Origin of the sequence: Ensifer canadensis, from assembly GCF_017488845.2 — a bacterium.
Lineage (GTDB): Bacteria > Pseudomonadota > Alphaproteobacteria > Rhizobiales > Rhizobiaceae > Ensifer > Ensifer canadensis.
In genome coordinates this window covers 609,742-631,356 of record NZ_CP083371.1, presented here as the reverse complement: position 1 = coordinate 631,356, position 21,615 = coordinate 609,742, and the positions used below count along the sequence as shown (strand labels likewise).

Here is a 21,615-nt window from a genome sequence, read left to right as displayed (position 1 = left end):
GGCAACGCTCAAATCAGAAGAGAGGAAACATGGCGAAGATCGTTTCGCTCGCCGAGGCCATCGGCGACAATGTCAGGGATGGCGACACCGTTGCCATGGAGGGTTTCACCCATCTGATCCCCTATGCTGCCGGACATGAAGTGATCCGCCAGGGTCGCAAGGACCTGTTTCTCGTGCGCATGACGCCGGATATCCTCTATGATCAGCTGATCGGCGTGGGTGCCGCCCGCGGCATGAAATTCTCCTGGGGCGGCAATCCCGGCGTCGGCTCGCTTCACCGCTTCCGCGATGCAGTCGAAAACCAGTGGCCGCGGCCGCTCGAAATCGAAGAACATTCCCATGCGGCCATGGCCAACGCTTATGAGGCGGGTGCGGCGAACCTGCCGTTTGCGATGCTGCGTGGCTACATCGGCGCCGACCTTCCGAAGGTGAACGCGAGTATCAAGCAGATCACCTGCCCCTTCACGTCCGAAGTCCTGGCCGCCGTTCCGGCGATCCGGCCGGACGTGACGATCATCCACGCCCAACGCGCCGATAGGAAGGGCAACGTGCTCATCGAAGGCATCGTCGGCGTGCAGAAAGAGGCGGTGCTTGCAGCCAAGCGCTCGATCATCACGGTCGAGGAAATCGTCGACGAGCTTGCGCCACCGTCGCCCAACTCGGTCGTATTGCCCACCTGGGCAGTAACGGCGGTCAGCCAGGTGCCGGGCGGCGCCTTCCCCTCCTACGCCCACGGCTACTATCCGCGCTCGAACGCCTTCTACATCGGCTGGGACGAGATCGCCCGCGACCGCGAGAGTTTTACCGCATGGATCAAGGAGAACGTGCTCGACGCAGGGCCTGAAGATTTTGCACGACACGCCGGCAGGAAGCCGGCGAAGGCCGCTTGAGGAGGCGACGATGACGGATTTCACCCCCAACGAGATGATGACCATCGCAGCCTCACGAGAGCTTTCCAACGACGACGTCTGCTTCGTCGGCATCGGTGCGCCATCGGCCGCCTGCAACGTGGCGCGGTTGACCCACGCCCCCGACATTACGCTCATCTACGAAAGCGGAACCGTCGGCACCAAGCCGGATGTTCTCCCCTTGTCGATCGGCGACGGCGAGCTTTGCGATACCGCCCTCTTCACCGTCTCGGTGCCGGAGATGTTTCGCTACTGGCTGCAGGGCGGCCGCATTACCACCGGGTTTCTCGGCGGCGCGCAGATCGACAAGTTCGCCAACCTTAACACCACGGTCGTCGGTCCCTATGACCATCCGAAGGTCCGGCTGCCGGGCGGCGGCGGCGCTCCGGAGATCGCGTCGAATTGCGGCCGCATCTTCATCACCATGGCGCTCTCCAAGCGTGGATTCGTCGAAAAGCTGCCCTTCATCACCTCGATGGGTCATGGCGAAGGTGGCGATCATCGCGAACGGCTCGGCATGAAGACCAAGGGACCCACTCGCATCATCACCGATCTCTGCATTCTGGAGCCCGATCCGGTGACCAAGGAACTAACTGTTGTTTCGATCCATCACGGCGTCACGCGTGACCAGATCGTCGACAATTGCGGCTGGCCGATCAAATTCGCCGGAGAGGTCATCGAGACGCCGGTGCCGACTGAGATCGAACTGGCGACGCTTCGCGACATCAACGCACGCACGAAGAAGGCCCACCAGGGCAACAAGGAGGCCGCGTAAATGGCCGATGCTTATATCTGCGATTACATCCGCACGCCGATCGGCCGCTTCGGCGGCGCGCTCTCATCAGTCAGGGCAGACGACCTCGGCGCGATACCCCTGAAGGCGCTGATCGAGCGCAACCCTTCGCTCGATTGGGAAGCGGTCGATGACGTCATCTTCGGCTGCGCCAATCAGGCAGGTGAAGACAACCGCAACGTCGCGCGCATGTCGCTGCTTCTGGCCGAGTTGCCGGCGAGCGTGACCGGCACCACGATCAACCGCCTCTGCGGTTCGGGCATGGATGCCGTCATCGCTGCCGCACGTGCCATCAAAGCGGGCGAAGCCGAATTGATGATTGCCGGCGGCGTCGAGAGCATGTCGCGGGCTCCCTTCGTGATGCCGAAAGCGGAGAGCGCATTTTCGCGCAATGCCGAGATCTATGACACCACCATCGGCTGGCGGTTCGTCAACCCGCTGATGAAGAAGCAATATGGCGTCGATTCCATGCCGGAGACCGGCGAAAACGTCGCCGAAGATTTCAAGGTAAGTCGAGAAGATCAGGACGCCTTTGCGCTGCGCAGCCAGGCGAAGGCGGCAGCCGCGCAAGCCAACGGTCGCCTGGCGAAGGAAATCGTCGCCGTCACCATCCCGCAGCGCAAGGGCGACCCGACTGTCGTCGAAAGAGACGAACATCCCCGCGCCACGACGATGGAGGCGCTTGCCAAGCTCGGCACACCCTTCAGACGAGAAGGAGGCACGGTCACCGCCGGCAATGCGTCGGGCGTCAATGATGGCGCGGCGGCGTTGATCATTGCCTCCGAGGCGGCGGTCAGGAGATACGGCCTCAGACCTATCGCCCGTATCCTGGGCGGGGCCACCGCCGGCGTTGAACCGCGCATCATGGGTTTCGGCCCGGCCCCGGCCTCGAAGAAATTGATGGCGCGTCTTCGCCTGGCGCAGGAACAGTTCGATGTCATCGAGCTCAACGAAGCCTTTGCCTCTCAGGGACTAGCGACGCTGCGCGATCTCGGCATTGCCGACGACGACGGCCGCGTCAACCGCAATGGCGGCGCCATTGCCCTTGGCCATCCGCTCGGCATGTCCGGCGCCCGCATTACAGGGACGGCCGCGCTTGAGCTCGCGGAAACCGGCGGACGTTATGCACTGTCGACCATGTGCATCGGCGTCGGCCAGGGCATCGCCGTAGCGCTCGAGCGCGTCTAAAGCACTCCGCGGTTTTGCGGTAACGCATGCTCGGTAAGCGCATCTGAAAGCCAGATAGGGAGCCGTTCATTGACGGCTCCCCTTTTTCATTCACACGGTTTCTTCGTCGCGCTGCGCCACGAAGATCAGCACCAGCAGGATGGTGATGAAGAAGCGGAAGGCGTCGGGAACGCCGTTCCATTGTTTCGACATCCACATGCCGAACCATTCACCGCCGACCGACATGAAGCCGACCTGCCAGACGAGGAAGCCGAGCGTCAGGCCGGCGATCGCCACCGTCTTCGCCCGGTTGAATTCGCGGGCGCCACCGTTGAGGTTAGTGGCGAGCCTGTAGGCACCGAGCCAGCAAAGCAGCGCCGTCAACGTTTCCGCCGCGATGATCACGACATAGAACAGGTTGTGAAGCACCGGACTGGTGATGGCGCGATATTTGATCGCCGCGTCGGGAAAGATCGTATCCATCATCATCACATGCTGAACGAAGGCGAAGTTCGTTGCGTAGTCGGTGATGTTGCCGAAGGCGACGAGCGTTGAAAACAAGGCGATTGCAGCAACGGCTGCGGTTTTGGCAATCCGAATGATCTTCATGGTCTGGTACTCCTGTCCACTGCCGGCACGCCCAAGATCCGGGCCGAATCTTACCGGCATCAGTCCAGCCATAGCCCACCGGCAAAGTTGATCGAGGCCGCGAGGCGTCTCTTCCACAACTTGCAGTGTGACGAATATGCACTTCGCAAAAGGTGCCGGCAAACGCGTCGCGCGCTCCCTGCCCATGGGCAGTCTTGACTCTCGCGCCGGGTTGCAACATAACCGAATAGTTATAAAACTATTTGGTTATACAAATGCCCCCATCCGAACGCCTCGACGCTACCTTTTCCGCCCTTGCTGACCCGACACGGCGGGCGATCCTTGCCCGTCTGGCCCTGGGCGAAGCATCCGTCCTCGAACTTGCAGAGCCCTTCGCCATGAGCCAGCCGGCCGTGTCGAAGCACCTGAAGGTGCTGGAGCGCGCCGGGCTGGTTTCGCGCAGCCGCGATGCACAGCGCCGTCCCTGCCGCATCGAGATCGATCCGCTCACTGAGGCAGCCGACTGGCTGGAGGAATATCGCAAGCTTTGGCAAGCGAATTTTGCCCGCCTCGACACCCTGCTTGAGGAGCTGAAAGCCGAGGCTGCATCACAGGCGTCGGCCGCACTCCCCACCAATTTCACCACGAAGGAGGAATGACATGAATGCTGCATCCAACAAACTTGTTGTCACGGCGCATGGCGACCGGGAAATCCGCATCGTCCGCAGCTTTGACGCGCCGCGCCGGCTGGTCTTCGACGCCTTCACCAAACCGGCGCTCGTCAAGCGCTGGCTGACCGGCCCGGACGGCTGGTCGCTGCCCGTTTGCGAGATTGATTTGAGACCTGGCGGGACCTTCCGTTACGTCTGGAAAAGCGCCGAAGGTGTCGAGATGGGCATGGGCGGAACCTATCGCGAGATCCAAGCGCCGGACCGGATCGTGCACGAGGAACTCTTTGACGAGGACTGGACCGGCGGCCAAACCCAAGTGACGACCCACTTCGTCGAGGAGGGTGGGCGCACCACGGTGACGACGGCTGTTATCTACTCTTCGACGGAGACCCGCGATGCCGTCCTCAAGTCGCCGATGGAGAGCGGCATTGCCATCGGCTATGACCGCCTCGAAGGAATCCTGGCCTCCGAACCGGCCAAATAGTCATGGAATGACCGTGGGCGGAGCGATCCGCCCACGGTCCAATTCTCATTCCGTCCAGATGGCGACGTCGACGGGACCGAGCTTGCGGGCACCGACATGGAAGGTAGCGCCAGCGCCAGCCGGCACGTCCGCCGCTTCCTTGCCGTAGTTGAAGGCGAAGTTGAGCTTGCCGCGACGGGTGATGCGCAAATCGCCGAGATCGGCGAGCGCTTCGACCGAAGCCCAGCCAAGGGCGTCATTGATCACCTTTTTCAGCAGGTCGCCACGGGCGGCCGCCGCCATGTAACGCGCCTTGTCGTTGCCGACGAGTGCCGGCGCGCCATTGCGGTATTCCCCTTCGAAGGTCGCCAGCACCGCCTCGCTGGTGCGCACGGTCTCGCGCCAGATGCCGGCCGGATAGGTCTCGTTGCCGTAAAGCACGGTCTCGCTATGAAATTCCGGCAGGGATTCAACGCGAGCGACACTGACGTCGACAAGTGCTGCGAGCGGTCCCGGCGGCAATCCCTCGGGAATGTGCATGTCCTCAGTCTTGCTGCCGCTGCGCGGTCCGAACAAGACCCTGGCTTGCGACGCGACCAGCTTCTCGACAAAGGCCTGATTGGCGATGACAAGGTCTGGCGCCAGCACCAGCTGGTAGCCGTCGAGATCGGAATGCTGGCCGATGAAATCGACGTCGACGCCCAGGCGAGAGACGGTCGAATACCAGTCGAGCGCCGTCGCCGAGGCCGAATAGGTCCGACCCTGCGGCAGGGCGCGGGTCGCCCAGCGCGAATTGTAGTCGAGCAGGATCGCGACCTTGGCCTTGCCGCGTGCCTCGCCTTTCGGCAGCCGCTTCATCTCTTCTGCGACCTGAGCCACCTCGAGATAGCCTTGGTCGGGCTCGCTGTTGGGAAGCAAGAGGCCGGCATGGAACTGCTCCTGCGCAAACGGCACCTGCCGCCAGCGGAAATAGGAAACCATGTCGACGCCATGCGCATAGGCAAGCCAGGTCCAGAGCCGAACCATGCCATCGGCCGGCGACTGGTTGTGCGCCGCCCAATTGACCGGACCGGGCTGCTGTTCCATCACCCAGACGCGTCCACGGCCGACGGCCCGGTAGAGATCGTGGTTAAAGGCAGGCTGGTCCGGATCGCCGACACGCAGGTAGCGTCCCTTGTCCTCCGGTGAAAGACGACCGTTCAACAGCCCACCCATCGGGTAAACGTCCCAGGACGCGATATCGATGTCTTCGCCGACCTTGTAGTGGTCGAAGTCGGTGTTCTGCGACATGAAATTGTGCGTCACCGGACGACCCGGCGAGTGCTTGCGGATGATGTCGACTTGCGCCTTGTTGAAGCTCTTCACCTGGTCGGACGAGAAGCGGATGAAGTCGACGATATGGGTCGGGCTCGGCTCTTCGACGAGGTTGTTCGGCAGTTCGACTTCGTCGAAGCTGTCATAGTTCATCGCCCAGAACGCCGTGCCCCAGGCGCGGTTCAGTTCGTCGGTCGTGCCGTAGCGCTCGGCGAGCCAAAGCCGAAACGCCCGCTCGGCCTCGCCGGAATAGCTGTAGATCGTGTCATGGTCGCCATATTCGTTGTCCGTCTGCCAGGCATGGACGAAGGCGTTCTTGCCGTAACGTTCGGCCATGGCCTCCGAGATGCGTGCGGCCTCGATGCGGTAGCTGCGACTGGAGAAGCAATAGTGGCGCCGGGCACCGAACTTGCGCACGACACCCTTGACGTCGACTGGCAGGATGTCCGGGTGACGATCGATCAGCCACTTCGGCGGTGCGGCGGTCGGCGTGCCCAAGATGACCTTGAGACCGGCGCGGCCGAGCACGTCGATCGCGTCATCAAGCCACTCCCAATGAAATTCACCCGATCTGGGTTCGATCTTGGCCCAGGCGAATTCGCCGATGCGCACCCAGGCAAGCCCGAGTTCGACCATGCGGCGGGCGTCCTCTTCCCATTTCTCGCGCGGCCATTGCTCCGGATAGTAGCAGACGCCGAGTTCGAGCATGTCGGTCTCCTGCTGGTCGGCGTTGAAACGGTTCGGTCTCGTCAGGGGCATATGCAAGATCGGGTCCTTCGTCATGCTCTCGGCCGGCTTCACCCGGCACTTCGTCTTCGATGCGAGCGCTCTCCGGGATATAAACGTTTATATCATCAGGCGCAGTCGTGTGGTCGTCGGGTCGTTGTTCGTCTTCAGCGGTTTGGGGTCAAACGGTCGTCGCAGCGCTCGATCAGCTTCGGCATCAAAAGCGTCTGCAGCGCCTCCGGCGGCTCGCCCTCCATCCGGCGAAGGATGTAGGCGCCGAGCAGGCTGCTCGGCTCGCTGATCGGCAGGTAATAGGTGGTGATCGGTGGCGCGAAATACTGACTGACGTTCAGGTCGTCAGTGGCATTGATGACGGCGTCGCGGCCATGCACGAGGCCGCGCTCATGGAAACCGGAGAAGGCGCCGAGCGCCGAGGCTTCGTTGGCGCAGATATAGGCGGTCGGCGGATTGGAGAGATCCGCCATCGTCAGCACGTTCTCCCGCCCGAAGGCCGGCGTCAACCGCCCATGTGCGACCAGAGCCGGGTCGAACGGCAAGCCGGCAACCTCGAGCGCGCGCCTGTAGCTTTCAAACCGGGTTATGCCGTAGCTCAGATCCGACAGTGGGTTGAGCAGCGCGATGCGGCGATGGCCGCGGTCGACCAGTCTCGCCATCGAAACCCGGATCATCTGCTCGTTGTCGGCATCGACATAGGCATGCGGCGCGTTGTGCACGCTGGTGCCATAGGTGACGAAGGGAAAGTCGGCCGCCTGCATCGTGCGGATGCGCGGATCGTCGGCGCGCGTGCCCGAGATGATGATGCCGTCGGCCTTCTTCAGCGACACGATCTGCTGGATGACGGCCTGGCTTTCCTCGAAATTCCTGACCGCATAGAGCGAGACCCGGTACGGGCTGTCTTCCAGCGCCCAGGAAATGCCGCTCAAGAGCTGGGCGTATTCCACGCCTTCCCACTCGTTCTGCTTCGGGCCGGGCGCCGTCATGATCGCCGCGACCTGATAGGTCTTGCCAGTGCGCAACTGCACGCCGTGCATGTTCAGTTCGTAGCCGACGCGCTCGGCCGCCTCGATCACGATCGCGCGCGTCTCCGGGCGAACCTGAGGCGAATGCTTCAGGGCCTTCGAAACGGTGGCAATCGACAGCCCCGTTTCCTGCGCAATGGTCTTGATCGTTGGTCTTTGCATGGCGTCTCGGCTCGTCATGGATTGTCGTCGCTGAGCGATGCCGCCAGCAGGAGATAGACTGCGGATGTCCAGGCAAATGCCCGATCGCGAAGTCCCCTCCCCGACCGCGCATCGAAGTTTTCGGCCATACCGCTTTTGCTGGCAAGTGAACAGAACTTTTCCGCGATTTCGCGCGCCAGTTCAATCTCCCCTTGCCGACGCAGGCCATCCCAAAGGAGCAACGTCGTCGGTGCCCAGATCGGGCCGCGCCAGTAGCCGTCATCCTCATAGAACGAACTTTTGGGGCTTTCGGTTGCCGGCCCCCAGGCGGTGATGAAGCCGCCAGCGACGAGACGGGCAACAAGCTTTTCGCGCATTTCCGCGGGCAGACGCGTGCCGAGCAACAGCGGCATGAACTGGATCAGGTTTTCGCCCGGCAAGATGCGGTCCGGTGCGCCCGCAAGCCGGGCGCCAAACGTTGCGCCGGTCCAGAGGCGCACGAACAGCAACGCCTGCAAGGCATCCGCCTTGGCGTTCCATTCCGCAGCACGCGCAGGATCGCTCTCGAGCAAAGTCGCAAGCGTCTCGCAAGCGAGAATGAGGAATACCGGCAGATCAGGCGAGATGACCGGGCCACCTTCGGCAAAGAAGGTCGCATTGTCCCAGCCACTATCGTTGCCATGGAAATAGCTCGGCAGCGACGTTGCGTCCGTGCGCGCATAGGTCAGCCAGTAGTCGACCTGCCGGCCGATTGCGTCGCGCAGATAGCTCTTGCGCTCCGCCGTCAGGAAATCCGGGTGCCTAGCCGCGATAAGCGACACCGCCCAGCCATGGACCGGCGGCTTGGTGAAGGCGAAGAGCACGTCACGATCATTGATGTAATCGGGCAGGAGACCGGAGCCGTCCTGATGGTCGAAGATCGCTGCGAGCTGGTCAAAGGCGAGGTCCGCATCGACGGCCGCCACACCCAGTGCCGAAAAGGCGTTGTCCCAACTCCAGATGTTGATCATGTGGTTCTTGGACATGTAGATCGCCGGCCGTGTCAGCTGCCCGCCAACCGGCACGCCGTTTGCCCACAGCAGATAGCTTGCCAGCCGATGCGCCGCGTCCTGACCGTGCGCGCCCCTCGGCACCTTGCCGTACCACTTTTCGAACTCGACAGTGACGTCGGAAAGGGCGTCCGCGAAGCTCTCAAGCGGCGCTGTCGGCGGCACGGTGCGGAAGAAGTCGACATTGCCCTCGAAAATGCCGGTGCCCGTGAATGCGAAGGAAACGTCGGCCGAGTGGTCGCGCTGCCAGGCGCCCGACACGTCAAGGGTGCCAGACACAGCCCGCGGGATGAATTTCACGTTCTCGACGGCTGCCACGAGGCAATCGACGCCGGTGGGCGTGCGATAGACGTAATCGTAGCGCGATCCTTCCAGGTGAAAGCGCACGCCGGCATTCTCGCCGCGGACATGTAGCCGCTCGCCCTCGCCGATAACAAAAGTCAGCGATCCGGCATTGATGCGGGCAACCAGCCGCTCCGGCGTCAACTCAAAGGTCGCCTGCGCCGGCTTGCCCATTGCATCGAGGAACTCGACGCGGCAAAGGCGACCGAGCGAGGGCCGTTCGTCACCGCCGGCAACAAAGCGCAGATAGAGAGCACGCGCGCCGTCGCCACCCGGCACCTTCATCATCGACAGCGTCAGAAACCGTCCTTTTCGGCTGAAGGGGATATGATCGATATCGAACAGCATCGTTTACCCCTTCACCGACGAGCCGACCGCACCATCCATGATGTAGCGCTGGGCGACGAAGAACAGTGCCAGCGGCGGCAGGCAGAGGATCACCGTGATCGCGGCAATCGAGGTGACGTCGACTTCATGCAGGCCCTTGAACATCGAGAGCCCGAGCGTCAGCGTGTATTTCGACTGGTCGTTCAAGAAAATCAGCGGGCCGAGATAGTCGTTCCACGCGTTCATGAAGTGGAAGGTACCGACCAGCACCAGGGCCGGCATCATCAGTGGCAAATGGATGCGCCAATAGATGTCGAAGGCATTCGCACCATCCATGCGCGCCGCTTCGTCGATCTCCATAGGCACGGTCATGATGTACTGGCGAAGCAGGAAGACGAAGAAGGCGTCGGCGAAATAGGCCGGCACGATCAGCGGCTTCAGCGTGTTGATCCAGCCCAGCATGTTGAATTCCATGTAGAGCGGAATCATCTTCACGTCCCACGGGATCATCATGGTGGCGAGCAGCACGATGAACAGCGGGTCGCGGCCAGGGAAGCGGAAGCGGGCAAAGCCATAGGCAACCAGCGAGCTCGAGATCAGCTGCCCGATGGTCGAAAACACGACGACGATGACCGAGTTGGTCAGGTAGGTGCCGAAGGGCTGCTTGTTCCAGGCGGCGGCAAAATTCTCCCAGTGCCATTCCGACGGCCAGAAGACCGGCGGGAACTGGTAGAGATCGACGGTGCTTTTGATCGCCGTCATGAAGGTCCAGTAGAACGGCGCGATAAACAGGGCCGAGAGCAGGATCAGCGCGGAATAGAGCAGCGTCTTACGCATGGCCTTCTCCATCGTTCTGGCGGACTTCGCCTTCGTAGTAGACCCAGGCGGCCGACCAGCGCATCACGCCGAGGCTGAGCGCCAGAACGATGATGAACATCACCCAGGAGCCGGCGGCGGCATAACCCATGTCGAAATATTTGAAGGCGTTGTCGTAGATATACATAGCAAAGAAATAGGTGGAGCCGAGCGGGCCGCCCTTGGTCAGGAGGAGCGCGATGGTCAACTGTTGGAAGGCCGAGATGATCGAGGTGATGAAGGTAAAAAGCAGCATCGGCCCGAGCATCGGCAGGGTGATGAACAGCATCTGTGCCCAGCCGGGAACGCCCGAGACGGTGGCCGCCTCGTAAAGCTCCTTCGGAATGGCTTTGAGGCCGGTCAGAAGGATCAGCATGGTGCCGCCGAGACCCCAGAGGCTGGCGATGATAATCGCGACGATCGCGAGATTCGGATCGCCGAGCCAGTTCGGCCCGTGGATGCCGACGAGCGACAGCATGAAGTTCAAAAGGCCGTATTCCTTGCTGTAGATCCAGCTCCAGATCGTCACCAGCGCGACGCCGGAAATGACGCTCGGCAGATAGAAGGCGGTGCGGAAGAAGCCGCTGGCAAAGGTGATGTTGTGCAGCATCATCGCCAAGAGGAACGACATGACGATGTTGAACGGCACGTAGATCGCCGCGAACTTCACCGTGATCCAGAGGCTCTCCCAGAACTGCGGATCGTCGAACAGCATCGATTTATAGTTGTCGAGACCGACAAAGGCCCGCTCACCGACCACCGGCCAGTCATAGAAGCTCATCGTCAGGGAGAAGACGAGCGGCCCGAGCGTGAAGAACAGGAACCCGAGGATCCACGGGGAGATGAACAGATAGGGCGCTGCGTAGCGCGCGATGGCTGAGCGCTTGCGCCTTGCCACCTTGGGCTCTGCCCCGGTATAGGTCATATCCATCCCCCGTACTCCCTTTGCTTACTTGATCAACCGCTTGGAACGGCTGACGGCATCGTCCAGATGCTGCTTGGCGTTGCCCTGGTCGATCATGGTTGCTTCGATGGCGCGCGCGAGATTGTCCTGCACCTTGCCCCAGTTGGCGTTCTTCAGGAACGCGTGGGTTTCGGTGTTCGAGGTCGCGAGAATGTCGAAGAACGGCTTGTAGATCGGATCGGTGGTCATGCCCTTTTCTTCGGCAACGCTGGTGCGGACCGGCAGGTCGTTGATCCGCATGGCAACGGCTTCCGGCGAGGAGAAGAACTTGACGAACTCCCAGGCGAGGTCAGCGTGTGCTGCGTCCTTGGCGATCGAGATCGCCGAGACGCCGAGCGCCGAATGGGCGGTCTTGTCGCCGAACTTCGGCAACGGCGCCACGCCATACTTGATGCCCGAGGAGTCGATGCCTGCCTTCGACCACATTGCGCTCTGGAACATGGCGATCTTGCCGCCCTTGAACAGCGTGCTGCCCGAGGTGTCGTCGCCGAGGTTGAGCGTGATCGCTTCCTGCGTCTTGGCCATATCGCCGAACATGTCGAGCACTTGGGCCGCCGCATCGCTGTTCATGTAGCCGTCGATCTGCTTGCCATCGTCGGAGATGTACTTGGTGCCGTTCGACCAGAGGAACTGCTCGAAGTCGTAAGGGTCGGGCTTGGCGTCGACGGCAAAGCCGTAGACCTTGTTCTTCTCGTCACGGAACTTGGCGGCCTTGGCGCGCAGATCGTCCCAGGTCCAGCCATCCTTCGGCTCTTCGACGCCGGCCTTGGCGAACATGTCCTTGTTGTAGAAGACGACCTGGGTCGTGAAGCCCGACGGCATGCCGTAGGTCTTGCCTTCGACGCGCGTGGTGTTCATCAGGCCCTTAGGGAAATCGTCCGGCTTCACTTCGGCTGCGTCGCGCGCGATCAGATCGTCGAGCGGCATCAGCGAGGTGTAGTACTGCGGGAAATTCCACATATACATGACGTCGGGTGGGCTGCCGGCGCCGAAGGCGGCGATCAGCTTCTGGTCGTAACCATCGGCATAGGGCTCGACTTGCACCTTCACGCCCGGGTGCTTTTCCTCGAACTTCTTGGCGATCGCCTGCTGGATCGCCAGGCTCTCATCCGTGTCCCAGGTGGCAAAGCGCAAGGTTTCTTCCGCGCGGGCCGTGGCGGCTCCGGCCATCGCCAAGACCATGAGCGAGCCGATGAGCGATTTCGTCCTGTTCTGCATGCTTCTCCTCCTCATTCGGGTCACGCGACCCTTTTGCTTTTTTCCTGATTGATCAGCATCTGCGTCTCGGGATCGAGCGCCCGCGCGATCGCCTTGCCGTCGGCATCGAACAGATGGCAATGCTCAGCGGGGATGCGCAGATGGATGCGCTCGCGGTTGGCAACCGGATGCGTGCCGCGCACGACGGCGGTCATGTCGGAGCCATTCTCAAGGCCGATGTGAACATGGCTTTCGGTGCCGAGCCGCTCGACCAGGCGGACGTCGCCGATCAGGTGCGCTTCCTCAGGCGAAACCAGCTCAAGCTTGTCCGGGCGGATGCCGATCGTCACCGGCTTGTCCTTGGCGACGACGGTGGACGACAGCGTTCCGAGCGTCAGGTCCCGAACCAGGCCACCGCCGGAAAGCGTCAATTCGGAACGGTCCTGGCGGACCAGGTTCGCGGTGACGAAATTCATCCGCGGCGAGCCGATAAAGCCGGCGACGAAGAGGTTCGCCGGCTGATAGAAGAGTTCGAGCGGCGTGCCGAACTGGCTGACCTTGCCTTTGTCGAGCACGACGACGCGATCGGAAAGCGTCATCGCCTCGACCTGATCATGGGTGACATAGATCATCGTGACGCCAAGGCGCTCGTGGAGTGCTGCAAGCTCGACGCGCATGGTCACACGCAGGCCGGCATCAAGGTTCGACAGCGGCTCATCGAGCAGGAACAGCTTCGGCTCGCGAACAATCGCGCGGCCGATGGCAACACGCTGGCGCTGGCCGCCGGAGAGTTGGCGGGGCTTGCGGTGCAACAGTTCGGAGATGCGCAGGATGTCGGCAGCGTTGTTGACGCGGCGATCGATCTCGTCGCGCTTCATGCCGTTCAGCGCCAGGCCGAAGGACAGGTTCTTGCGCACGTTCATGTGTGGATAGAGCGCGTAATTCTGGAAGACCATGGCGATATCGCGCTTGGCCGAGCGCAGATCGGTGATATCGCGATCGCCGAGGCGGATCGAACCGGAATCGAGCTCCTCAAGACCGGCGATCGAACGCAGGAGCGTGCTCTTACCGCAACCGGACGGCCCGAGAAAGCACACGAACTCGCCATCGGCGATATCGAGATTGATGCCCTTCAAGACTTCGAGCGAACCAAAGCCTTTGCGCAGATTTTCAATACGGATAGCTGCCAACGGGCCCTCCCCTGATGGCGAACATTGTGGCAGCCGGCTTAACGCTTACCTTACCACATGTTCGTGTTAAACGTTTATATGCACGATAAAAACGTTTAACTTTGTTGTAAAGCGAAAAAATCGGTGCTTGAGAAATTGCTGTGGGCGATAAAGGGCACAAAACCGATACGGCCGGTTCATGACCGGCCGTATCGTTTCTTGATCAATGGTTTAGGCGTCCGAGCGTCTCGTCGAGCGCATTGAGGAAATGGTCGCAATCCTCGGCGCTGAACGGCGCCGGCGGCTTCACCTTCAGCACGTTGTGGTGCGGCCCCTCGCTGCTGAGCAATATCCGATGCTTGCGCTTCATTTCAGCGATGACGAAGTCGAGCTCGCTTGCGGCCGGTTCCTGGGTCTCGCGGCTGCGCACCAATTCGATGCCGTTGAAGAGACCGTAGCCGCGCACGTCACCGATGATGGCATGGCGCTTGGCCAGCGCACGGGCGCCGTCCATCAACCGGTCGCCGACAACACGGCAGTGGTGCATCAACCGTTCGTCGCGAATGACGTCCAGCACCGCAAGGCCGATCTCGGCCGAAACCGGATTGCCGCCGAAGGTGTTGAAGTACTCCATGCCGTTGGCAAAGGAGGCGGCGATCGCCTCGGTGGTGACGACGGCGGCCATCGGGTGTCCGTTGCCGATCGGCTTGCCCATCGTGGCGATATCCGGGATCACACCTTGCGTCTGGTGCGCCCACATATGGCTGCCAACGCGGCCGAAGCCGACCTGCACTTCGTCGGCCAGGCACAGGCCGCCGGCGGCACGCACATGGGCATAGGCCTCATGCAGATAGCCTTCCGGCAATGTCAGCTGCCCGCCCGTTCCGAGAATACCCTCGCTGAAGAACAGCGCCGGGCGGCGGCCGTTTGCGGCAAGCGCCAGCACCTGGTTGCGCACATCCTCGGCATATTTGCGGCCTGCATCGACGTCACCATAGCGATAGCGGCCGCGATAGAGATCGGGCATTTCCGCGACCTGGACATGGGCGGGGCGGCCCTCTCCGCCCTTGCCGGCAAACTTGTAGGGGCTGACGTCGATCATGCTCGACAGATGGCCGTGATAGGCATGATCGACGGTGATGACGTCGCGGTTTCCGGTGTAGGCACGCGCCAGCCTGAGCGCCAGGTCGTTGGCCTCGCTGCCTGAATTGACGAAGAAGCAGACGTTGAGTGGGTCGGGGAACTGCGCGGCCAGCCGCCGCGAATATTCGACCAGCGAATCGTGCAGATAGCGCGAATTGGTGTTGAGCTTCTCCATCTGCATCTGCGCCGCCTTGACGACGCGCGGATGGCAATGGCCGACGTGGCAGACATTGTTTACCATATCGAGCCAGCGCGTGCCGTCCTCGTCGATCAGATGAGCGCCCTCGCCGCCGACGATCTTCAGCGGCGCTGTGCTATAGGCGATACTGAGCGAACGCCCGATGCGCCGGTGACGTTCACGCACCAGAAAATCCTTGTCGCGGGCGACGATCACCGAAGCCGGCACAGGCAGCCCAAGCACAACGCTCGGATCGGGGCTGACCTCGCGCCAGACCTGCCATTGATCACGCACGCCGACGCCGAACATGCGGCCCTCCAGCCCCAGATGGTCGGTCACCAGCTGGAAATGCAGATGCGGCGCCCAGTTGCCGTTTTCTTGGGTGGCACCAAGGCTCGCAAAGCTTTCGCCCGTGGCGATCGGTTGGCCGACCGTCAACTTCGCCATCGTCTCGCGCGACAGATGGCCGTAAAGCGTCCAGAAGATATCCCCGGCATCGGTGACATGTTCCAGCAGGACGGTCGGGCCGAAGCCGAAGGCGACGGCATCGTCATGAAGGAAAGCGACCTTGCCAGCGAACGGTGCATGCACCGGTTCCAATGCCGGCGCGAAGATATCGACGCCAAGATGGACTGAACGGCGCTCACCGGCGGTTGCCGTTTCGTAGGCGTCGCCCTGATAGATCGCGCGATCCTCGCCGTAAAGGCCGATGCCATAGTCGGCATTCTGCTCGCGAATACGCGCGGCGATCAGCGCCTCTGCCGCCGTGGCATCCAGTGCCGCCCACTGTGCCGCTTCGGGACTGGAGGCGGAGAAATCGAAGACGGCGACCTTGGGCTTGGCGACGGACGGCTTGACGATGGCGGAAAAGTCATGGGCGTTCTGCTCCAGCCAGCGCACGACGGACGCCGCATGCGCGATCGGCGCAAAGCCGCAGGCGTCGCGGATGCGGGCGATCGCAATCGCGCGGTTCTCGCGTTCGAGCCGTTGAAGCTCACGCCAGACGTCTTCCTGGCTGACAAGCAGGTAGGTGTTTTCAGGGTTGTCGCGGATCTGCTTGGCCGCCATGCACATGCTGACGGCATAGCGTGTGCGAACGAGATCGAAGATCAAAGCCGTCTCGGCCTCGCTGATCGGGTTCGCTCGGTGATAGGCGCCCGCGAGCGCTGCGATGGTGCCGACCGCATCCGCCGTGCCGATCAGCGCATAGGCGGCAGCGACAGCGATCTCGACGACGCGCCACGTTTCGACCATATCGCCGAAATCCAGCAATCCGCTGACGCGTCCCTCGTGGTCCAAAAGCACATTGTAGTCGTTGGCGTCGTTATGGATGACCTGTCGCAGGCAGCTTTCGAGGCTTGGCCGGACGGACGACGCGAACCGTTCGAGGATGGCGCGAACCGCTTCCGGCTTGTCGTCGCCGTCGATCAGACCCACGTGGTTCAGATGCATATCGGCACGGCCGATATCCCAGGCATAGACGCGTTTCGTGCCGGCATGGGCAAAGCCCTTGAGGCTTTGGTCGAGCTGGCCGAGCAGGTGCCCGAGCGTTTCCGCGCTCGTCAGACCGCGGGACGCGGATTTCACCCAGATATCGCCGGGTAGCCAGGTCAGGAGCCGCGCGGTGCGCTCGCCGCGCACCATCGCTTTCACGGTTGACGCGCCGGCGCGACCGGGCACTGGCCGCGAGACCGGCAGATCGACTGCCGTTTTTGCGAGGTGGTCGAGCACCGCGACTTGCATGTCGAGTTCATCGGCATCGCCTGGCGCGTGCAGCTTCAGGAGATATTGCTCGCCGTCTTGCGCGCGAACGCGATAGTTGAGGTCGTGCTCGCCCGGCAGCGGCGAGATATCCCCTTCGATGCCATAGGTCTCGATGAGCAGCGCCCGGATTGCCGCCAGTTCCTGCTCAGCCTTCAAGTCTTCCTGTGCCATGCCTGCTGCTTGTCCCGTCACCATGAAATCCGTCGTCCGTCGTAGCTGCAGAAGCTGCCGCTGTCGGCCATGTCCGCTTCGTCGATAATCGCTTTCAGCCCAGCGGCACTTGTTGCCACCGGAACATTTGCCTCGCCGCCACCCATGTCGGTCCTGACCCAGCCGGGATGCAGCGACAGGACGGTGATGCCGTCCTTGCGAAAATCCTGTGCCAGCTTCACCGTCGCCATGTTCAACGCCGCCTTCGAGCAGCGATAGGCATAGTCGCCGTCATCATCGTCCAGCGTGCCTTCGGCAAGCGAGCCGGCACGACTGCTGATGTTGGCGATAACACAGCGTTCACCGGCCAGAAGGTTCGCATGCAGCGCACGTGCCAGGAGCAAAGGTGCGAGCGCGTTGACGCGCATCACCTCGAGGAAATCATCGCTGTCCAGCGTCGCAAGCCCACCCGTGTCGCCGCGGATGCCGGCATTGTTGATCAGAACGTCGATGGCCACACCTTCGAGCGCTCTGCCAAGGGCCATGATCGAAGCGGGGTCGGAGACATCAAGCGATTGCGCTTCAATGGCACCTTCGAAAGACGCTTCCCCTCGGACGCAGGCAATGACCCGCCAGCCGTCGGCCGCATAGAGTGCCGCGAGCTCGCGCCCGAGACCTCGCGAGGCACCGGTGATCAGCACGGTGCGTCGTACCTCCGTTTTATCGATGCTTGATGTCATATTTTCTCTCGACCATGTTCACGAGGCTGGCTGCAGCAAGCGTCAGGAAGATGTAGAAGATCGCGGCGGAGTTATAGGGCGCGAAAGGCAGGAAGCTTGCCGACTGGAACTCGCGCATGCGCTGGGTGATGTCGCGGATCGACAGGATCGACAGCAGCGAGGTGTCTTTGAGGATCGCGATCAGTTCGTTGCCGAGCGGCGGAATGATGATCCTGAAGGCCTGCGGCAGGATGACGAGGCGCGCTGTCTGCCAGCGATTGAGGCCGATGCTGCGCGCCGCCTCGACCTGGCCGACCGGTATGGCGTTGATGCCGGAACGGAAGATTTCCGCGAGGTAGGCCGAATAGGCAAGCGCCATGGCGACGATGCCGCGCACCAGATTGGGTGGGTCGAGCACGCCTTGCGTCGCGTCCTTCAACGCGCCGCTGAGCGGCAACCCGACATAGAGCACGATGACCAGCATCGGAATGCCGCGAATGGTATCGACGATGAATTCGGAGCCGACCGCCAGCGGGTGGCGCTGGTGCAGGTAGCCGCCGAAGGTCAGAAGCCCGAGGATAATCGCCAGCACCGCAACCGTAATGCCGGTTGCGCGATCGCGGTCGTTGAGCGCTTGGGTCTTCCAGAGCACCGGCAGATCGGCAGGCGCCGAGGCGGCCGGCAGCAGGGCGGCGCTGACCCCTTCGTTCTTGGCCATGGAAGCGAGTGCTTCGGTCGGGCCGACAAAGGTGCGAACCGGCGTTTCCGTCTGCGGCGCGCCGTCATACTGGCCGAACCGCACCGCACCGATCAGACCCGCCGGCGTGTTGGTGACGATGCCGACCTTGCCCTCGAGCGAACCGGCAAGCACGTAGGTGTCACGCGGCTGCAGCAGGAACCAGGCGGCGACGAGCGCCAGAACCAGGGTCGCGACCGCAAAATAGAGGCTGGTGCGCACCGTCGAGCGCAATTGCAGGAGGCCGACCCAGACGAGACCAAGCACTGCCGCCAGGATGTAGGCGGCAATCGCGGCGCGAATGGTGGTCGCCACCCCCGCCGCAAAGGCGATGTGCGCGAAGAAGAGAACGAAAACCAGCCCGGCGCCGTTGACGACGCCGAGGATCCAGCGCCCGACACGTCTGAACGGACTGTCCAGAGGCTCGCCGCCACGTGCGCCTGCAAAAAACAGCCCGAGACCGAGGGTGCTCGACACCAGATATCCCGGGAACAGCCAGGACTCGACACCACGAAGCCAGAGATCGGCGGCCTCTGTCAATTGGCGCGGCGTCACGCCCTTGACGATCAGGTCCGATTTGAACGCATCGACGCCGTTTGCCACGACCGAGGCGATGAAGGGGTGAATGTTATGCCCGAGCGGCAGGACGACGGCGGCGCCGAGGTTCAGTATGGCCGCGGCCACCGCCCACTTCGGACGGCTCGCCTTGGCCCGCGAGAACAGGAGCACGCAAAGGCCCGCCGAAAAAGCGATCGCCAGCGCGAGAAAGCCGGGCACGAAGGCAGACGAGCCGTTCTCGACGCCGAGAATGGCGCGAAGCGACCGCTGGTAGTCTCCGGAGGATACGAAAAGATAGATGATGAAGGGCAGCGCGGTCAGGATGATGAGATTGCTCGGACGCACGCTTCTCAGGAACGACATTCATTCCTCCGGGGTATTGCTGTTGAAAAGGCTAGCCCCCGGAGCGGCCGCCTCGGCGCTCCGGGGAAATTGCGGAAGGCTTATTTCAGGCCCCAGTATTTGTTAACCAGCTGGTCGAGCGTGCCATCGTCCTTGATCATCTTCAGGCCCTCGTTGAAGGCCGCGACATTCTCGTCGCCCTTGCGGAAGACGAGGCCGAGCGGATCGGATTCCAGATCCTTGATCGCCACCACCAGTTCGCCGGCAAATTCGCGCTCGTAAGCCGCCGCATTCGCGCCATTGATGACGACGCCGTCGACGTCCTTGTTCTTGAGCGCGATGATGGCGGCGCTGAAGGTGTCATAGGCGGCAACGTTCTCCTTACCGACCACACCTTCGGCAACCTGAGCGTCGGTGGTATTGGCCTGGGCGGAGAGCTTTCTGCCGGCCTCCTTGAAGCGATCGAGCGTGATGTCCTGGTCTTCAACGCGCATCAGCACCGCCTGGCTGTTGACGATATAGGGGTCGGAGAAGTCCATCGCCTTCTTGCGTTCATCGGTGATCGAGACGCCGGAGGCGACGAGATCGAAATTGCCCTGATCGAGTGCGGCAAAGATGCCGTCCCAACCGGTGGTGATGAACTCGGCCTGGCAGTTGATCTTGGCACAGACCGCATTGACCACATCGACGTCGAAGCCAACGATCTGGCCGCTGGCCGGATCGACGCTTTCCATCGGCGGCGAGGTGGTGTCGGATCCAACCTTGAGCAATTTTCCGCCGAGATCGGCAGCGTGGGACACACTTGCGGAAAGAGCCGCAAATGTCAGGGCAATAATCAGTTTTTTCATGGTTCTCCTCCTTGGATGATGAATGTTCATGCCAGCCTGCCGCCGAGATTGTCCGGCTGCCTTTCGATCAGGGTTGGCCTGAAGACCTGCCGGAGCGCCTTCGGGTCCTCACCCTCCATGCGCTTCAGCAGGAACTGCCCGAGCGTCCGTCCGAGGACCTCGATCGGTTGATAGAAGGTGGTGATCGGCGGCGTGAAATAGGCGCTGACGTTGATGTCGTCATAGGCGATCACGTCGACATCGACGCCAACCTGCCGCCCGAGACTGCCGAGACCGGAAAGGACGCCGAGCGTCGTCGATTCGTTGATGCAGACGAAGGCAGTCGGCGGCTCCGCCACCTGCAAAAGGTCGATCACGCTCTGCCGGCCAAAATGGGTCGAAAGATCGCCTTCGACAACGAGATCGGCAGAGGCGGTAACGCCGGCTTCGCGGAAGGCGCGGGCAAACCCGTCCAGCCTGTCCAACGCATAGGAGAGCCGACGCTCCGGGTTGACGAGCGCGATGCGGCGATGGCCGCCGGCAAGCAAGCGGGCGGTGGCAGCGTGGGCTGCCCACTCGTTGTCGATATCGACATGGGCGTAATCCAGATCCTTGCGGCAACGCCCCATCGAGACAAATGGGAAATGGTGGTCGACCAGCAGATCGATGCGCGGGTCGTCGGCAAGAATGCCGGAAAAGATCAAGCCGTCGGCCAGACCCTGATCGACGATGCGGCGCGCCGTTTCCGCGCCGTCGGCAGCATCGCGGATGACATGCACGGACATGCGGTAGTCCGTACCATCCAGCGCCTGGCTGACGCCGCTCAAAATCTGGGTATATTCGACGCCGTCCCACTCGTAATCGCGTGCCGCGGTAACCGGCATCAGCACTGCCGCCTGAAAGCTCTTTCCGGTGCGAAGCGCCATGCCGCGCGCATTGGCCTGATAGCCGACTTCGCGCGCCGCCTTGAAGATGAGATCGCGGGTAACAGGCGCAACGACGGGCGAATCCCTGAGCGCTTTCGAGATCGTCGCGATGGAATAGCCGGTGATCTCGGCCAGTGTCTTGATCGTCGGCACCGGTGTACGCCGGGTTCTGTGCATAGCCGCCATGCACCCTCCCAGGCCGTTGGCTCACTCTGAACATATGCGTAACAGTCAATAAAAACGTTTTCAAGAAAAATAAAAACGTTTTTATTATCATATGGGGAGAAGTTGACGTCAAAGAAATTACTACCAAGACTGCCTAATGGGTCAGGAAGGTGTGCTTTGCGCCGGAGCGGAACCCAAAGGACTTGCGGATCAACACCCGCCGAAGACTACAGCGCCGCGCGTCTCATTGGACGCGCAAAGGTCGCTGTAGCACTTTGAATGGCTGCATGTTTTGTCCTTAAATCGAATAGGATTTAAGGGAACCGGCAGTAGACCTTTGCAGCCAGGTAAAATCCCACGAATGAAAAATGGCCGCGAAGCATTCCCTTCGCG

The 21,615-nt window shown here is 61.9% G+C and carries 18 protein-coding genes; 5 read left to right on the top strand and 13 right to left on the bottom strand.

The genetic code is table 11. The features are described from left to right. Positions 1 to 29 precede the first annotated feature (29 nt). The 3 genes from J3R84_RS22475 to pcaF are packed head-to-tail and all read left to right on the top strand — an operon-like array spanning position 30 to position 2,889. The gene (locus tag J3R84_RS22475; RefSeq protein WP_113568427.1) at positions 30 to 890 is read left to right on the top strand and encodes a CoA transferase subunit A; all 861 of its coding nucleotides are present in this window, start codon (positions 30 to 32) and stop codon (positions 888 to 890) included. Between the two features lie 10 nt (positions 891 to 900). Then, positions 901 to 1,683 (top strand): CoA-transferase subunit beta, encoded by a 783-nt coding sequence (locus tag J3R84_RS22470; protein WP_057222876.1) that lies wholly within the window; start codon positions 901 to 903, stop codon positions 1,681 to 1,683. Then, positions 1,684 to 2,889 (top strand): 3-oxoadipyl-CoA thiolase, encoded by a 1,206-nt coding sequence (gene pcaF / locus J3R84_RS22465; RefSeq protein WP_113568429.1) that lies wholly within the window; start codon positions 1,684 to 1,686, stop codon positions 2,887 to 2,889. It abuts the gene before it with no gap. A 90-nt stretch (positions 2,890 to 2,979) separates the two neighbouring features. On the opposite strand, the gene J3R84_RS22460 is transcribed toward pcaF, so the two are convergent. Further along, positions 2,980 to 3,477 carry a DUF2165 family protein gene (locus J3R84_RS22460; protein ID WP_025429191.1) on the bottom strand — a complete coding sequence of 166 codons (498 nt, stop codon included), beginning with the start codon at positions 3,475 to 3,477 and terminating at the stop codon, positions 2,980 to 2,982. Between the two features lie 254 nt (positions 3,478 to 3,731). Here J3R84_RS22460 and J3R84_RS22455 point away from each other — a divergent pair, with 254 nt between their 5' ends. Continuing rightward, complete coding sequence (locus J3R84_RS22455) at positions 3,732 to 4,115, top strand: ArsR/SmtB family transcription factor (protein ID WP_113568431.1); 384 nt, start codon at positions 3,732 to 3,734, stop codon at positions 4,113 to 4,115. 1 nt (position 4,116) lies between these two features. Next, on the top strand, positions 4,117 to 4,611 hold the full coding sequence (locus J3R84_RS22450) for an SRPBCC family protein (protein WP_025429193.1): 495 nt from the start codon (positions 4,117 to 4,119) through the stop codon (positions 4,609 to 4,611). Between the two features lie 45 nt (positions 4,612 to 4,656). On the opposite strand, the gene J3R84_RS22445 is transcribed toward J3R84_RS22450, so the two are convergent. The 12 genes from J3R84_RS22445 to J3R84_RS22390 form a co-directional block, all read right to left on the bottom strand. After that, positions 4,657 to 6,669, bottom strand: coding sequence for a beta-galactosidase (locus tag J3R84_RS22445; protein ID WP_203527844.1), 2,013 nt, complete (start codon positions 6,667 to 6,669; stop codon positions 4,657 to 4,659). A 128-nt stretch (positions 6,670 to 6,797) separates the two neighbouring features. Then, the gene (locus J3R84_RS22440) at positions 6,798 to 7,832 is read right to left on the bottom strand and encodes a LacI family DNA-binding transcriptional regulator (RefSeq protein ID WP_057222873.1); all 1,035 of its coding nucleotides are present in this window, start codon (positions 7,830 to 7,832) and stop codon (positions 6,798 to 6,800) included. Positions 7,833 to 7,846: 14 nt separating this feature from the next. Then, positions 7,847 to 9,550 (bottom strand): amylo-alpha-1,6-glucosidase, encoded by a 1,704-nt coding sequence (locus J3R84_RS22435; RefSeq protein ID WP_113568433.1) that lies wholly within the window; start codon positions 9,548 to 9,550, stop codon positions 7,847 to 7,849. A 3-nt stretch (positions 9,551 to 9,553) separates the two neighbouring features. Next, positions 9,554 to 10,366, bottom strand: a complete 813-nt coding sequence (locus J3R84_RS22430; protein ID WP_113568435.1) for a carbohydrate ABC transporter permease — start codon at positions 10,364 to 10,366, stop codon at positions 9,554 to 9,556. Continuing rightward, complete coding sequence (locus tag J3R84_RS22425) at positions 10,359 to 11,315, bottom strand: carbohydrate ABC transporter permease (RefSeq protein ID WP_113568437.1); 957 nt, start codon at positions 11,313 to 11,315, stop codon at positions 10,359 to 10,361. The genes J3R84_RS22430 and J3R84_RS22425 overlap by 8 nt, the downstream gene beginning before the upstream one ends. Positions 11,316 to 11,333: 18 nt before the next feature. Then, positions 11,334 to 12,566, bottom strand: a complete 1,233-nt coding sequence (locus tag J3R84_RS22420; RefSeq protein WP_113568439.1) for an ABC transporter substrate-binding protein — start codon at positions 12,564 to 12,566, stop codon at positions 11,334 to 11,336. Positions 12,567 to 12,586: 20 nt separating this feature from the next. After that, positions 12,587 to 13,735: an ABC transporter ATP-binding protein gene (locus J3R84_RS22415; protein WP_025429200.1), complete on the bottom strand. Its 1,149-nt coding sequence runs from the start codon at positions 13,733 to 13,735 to the stop codon at positions 12,587 to 12,589. Positions 13,736 to 13,937: 202 nt separating this feature from the next. Continuing rightward, positions 13,938 to 16,970 (bottom strand): aminotransferase class III-fold pyridoxal phosphate-dependent enzyme, encoded by a 3,033-nt coding sequence (locus J3R84_RS22410; RefSeq protein WP_113568441.1) that lies wholly within the window; start codon positions 16,968 to 16,970, stop codon positions 13,938 to 13,940. Positions 16,971 to 16,987: 17 nt separating this feature from the next. Next, positions 16,988 to 17,650 (bottom strand): SDR family oxidoreductase, encoded by a 663-nt coding sequence (locus J3R84_RS22405; RefSeq protein ID WP_025429202.1) that lies wholly within the window; start codon positions 17,648 to 17,650, stop codon positions 16,988 to 16,990. 19 nt (positions 17,651 to 17,669) lie between these two features. After that, entirely contained in the window at positions 17,670 to 19,325 is a 1,656-nt protein-coding gene (locus J3R84_RS22400; protein ID WP_113568443.1) for an amino acid ABC transporter permease, read from the bottom strand. 80 nt (positions 19,326 to 19,405) lie between these two features. Next, positions 19,406 to 20,152, bottom strand: coding sequence for a transporter substrate-binding domain-containing protein (locus tag J3R84_RS22395; protein ID WP_025429204.1), 747 nt, complete (start codon positions 20,150 to 20,152; stop codon positions 19,406 to 19,408). Positions 20,153 to 20,178: 26 nt separating this feature from the next. Then, a complete protein-coding gene (locus tag J3R84_RS22390) occupies positions 20,179 to 21,243 on the bottom strand; it encodes a LacI family transcriptional regulator (RefSeq protein ID WP_225906261.1) in 1,065 nt (354 codons plus the stop codon). Between the last annotated feature and the right edge of the window lie 372 nt (positions 21,244 to 21,615).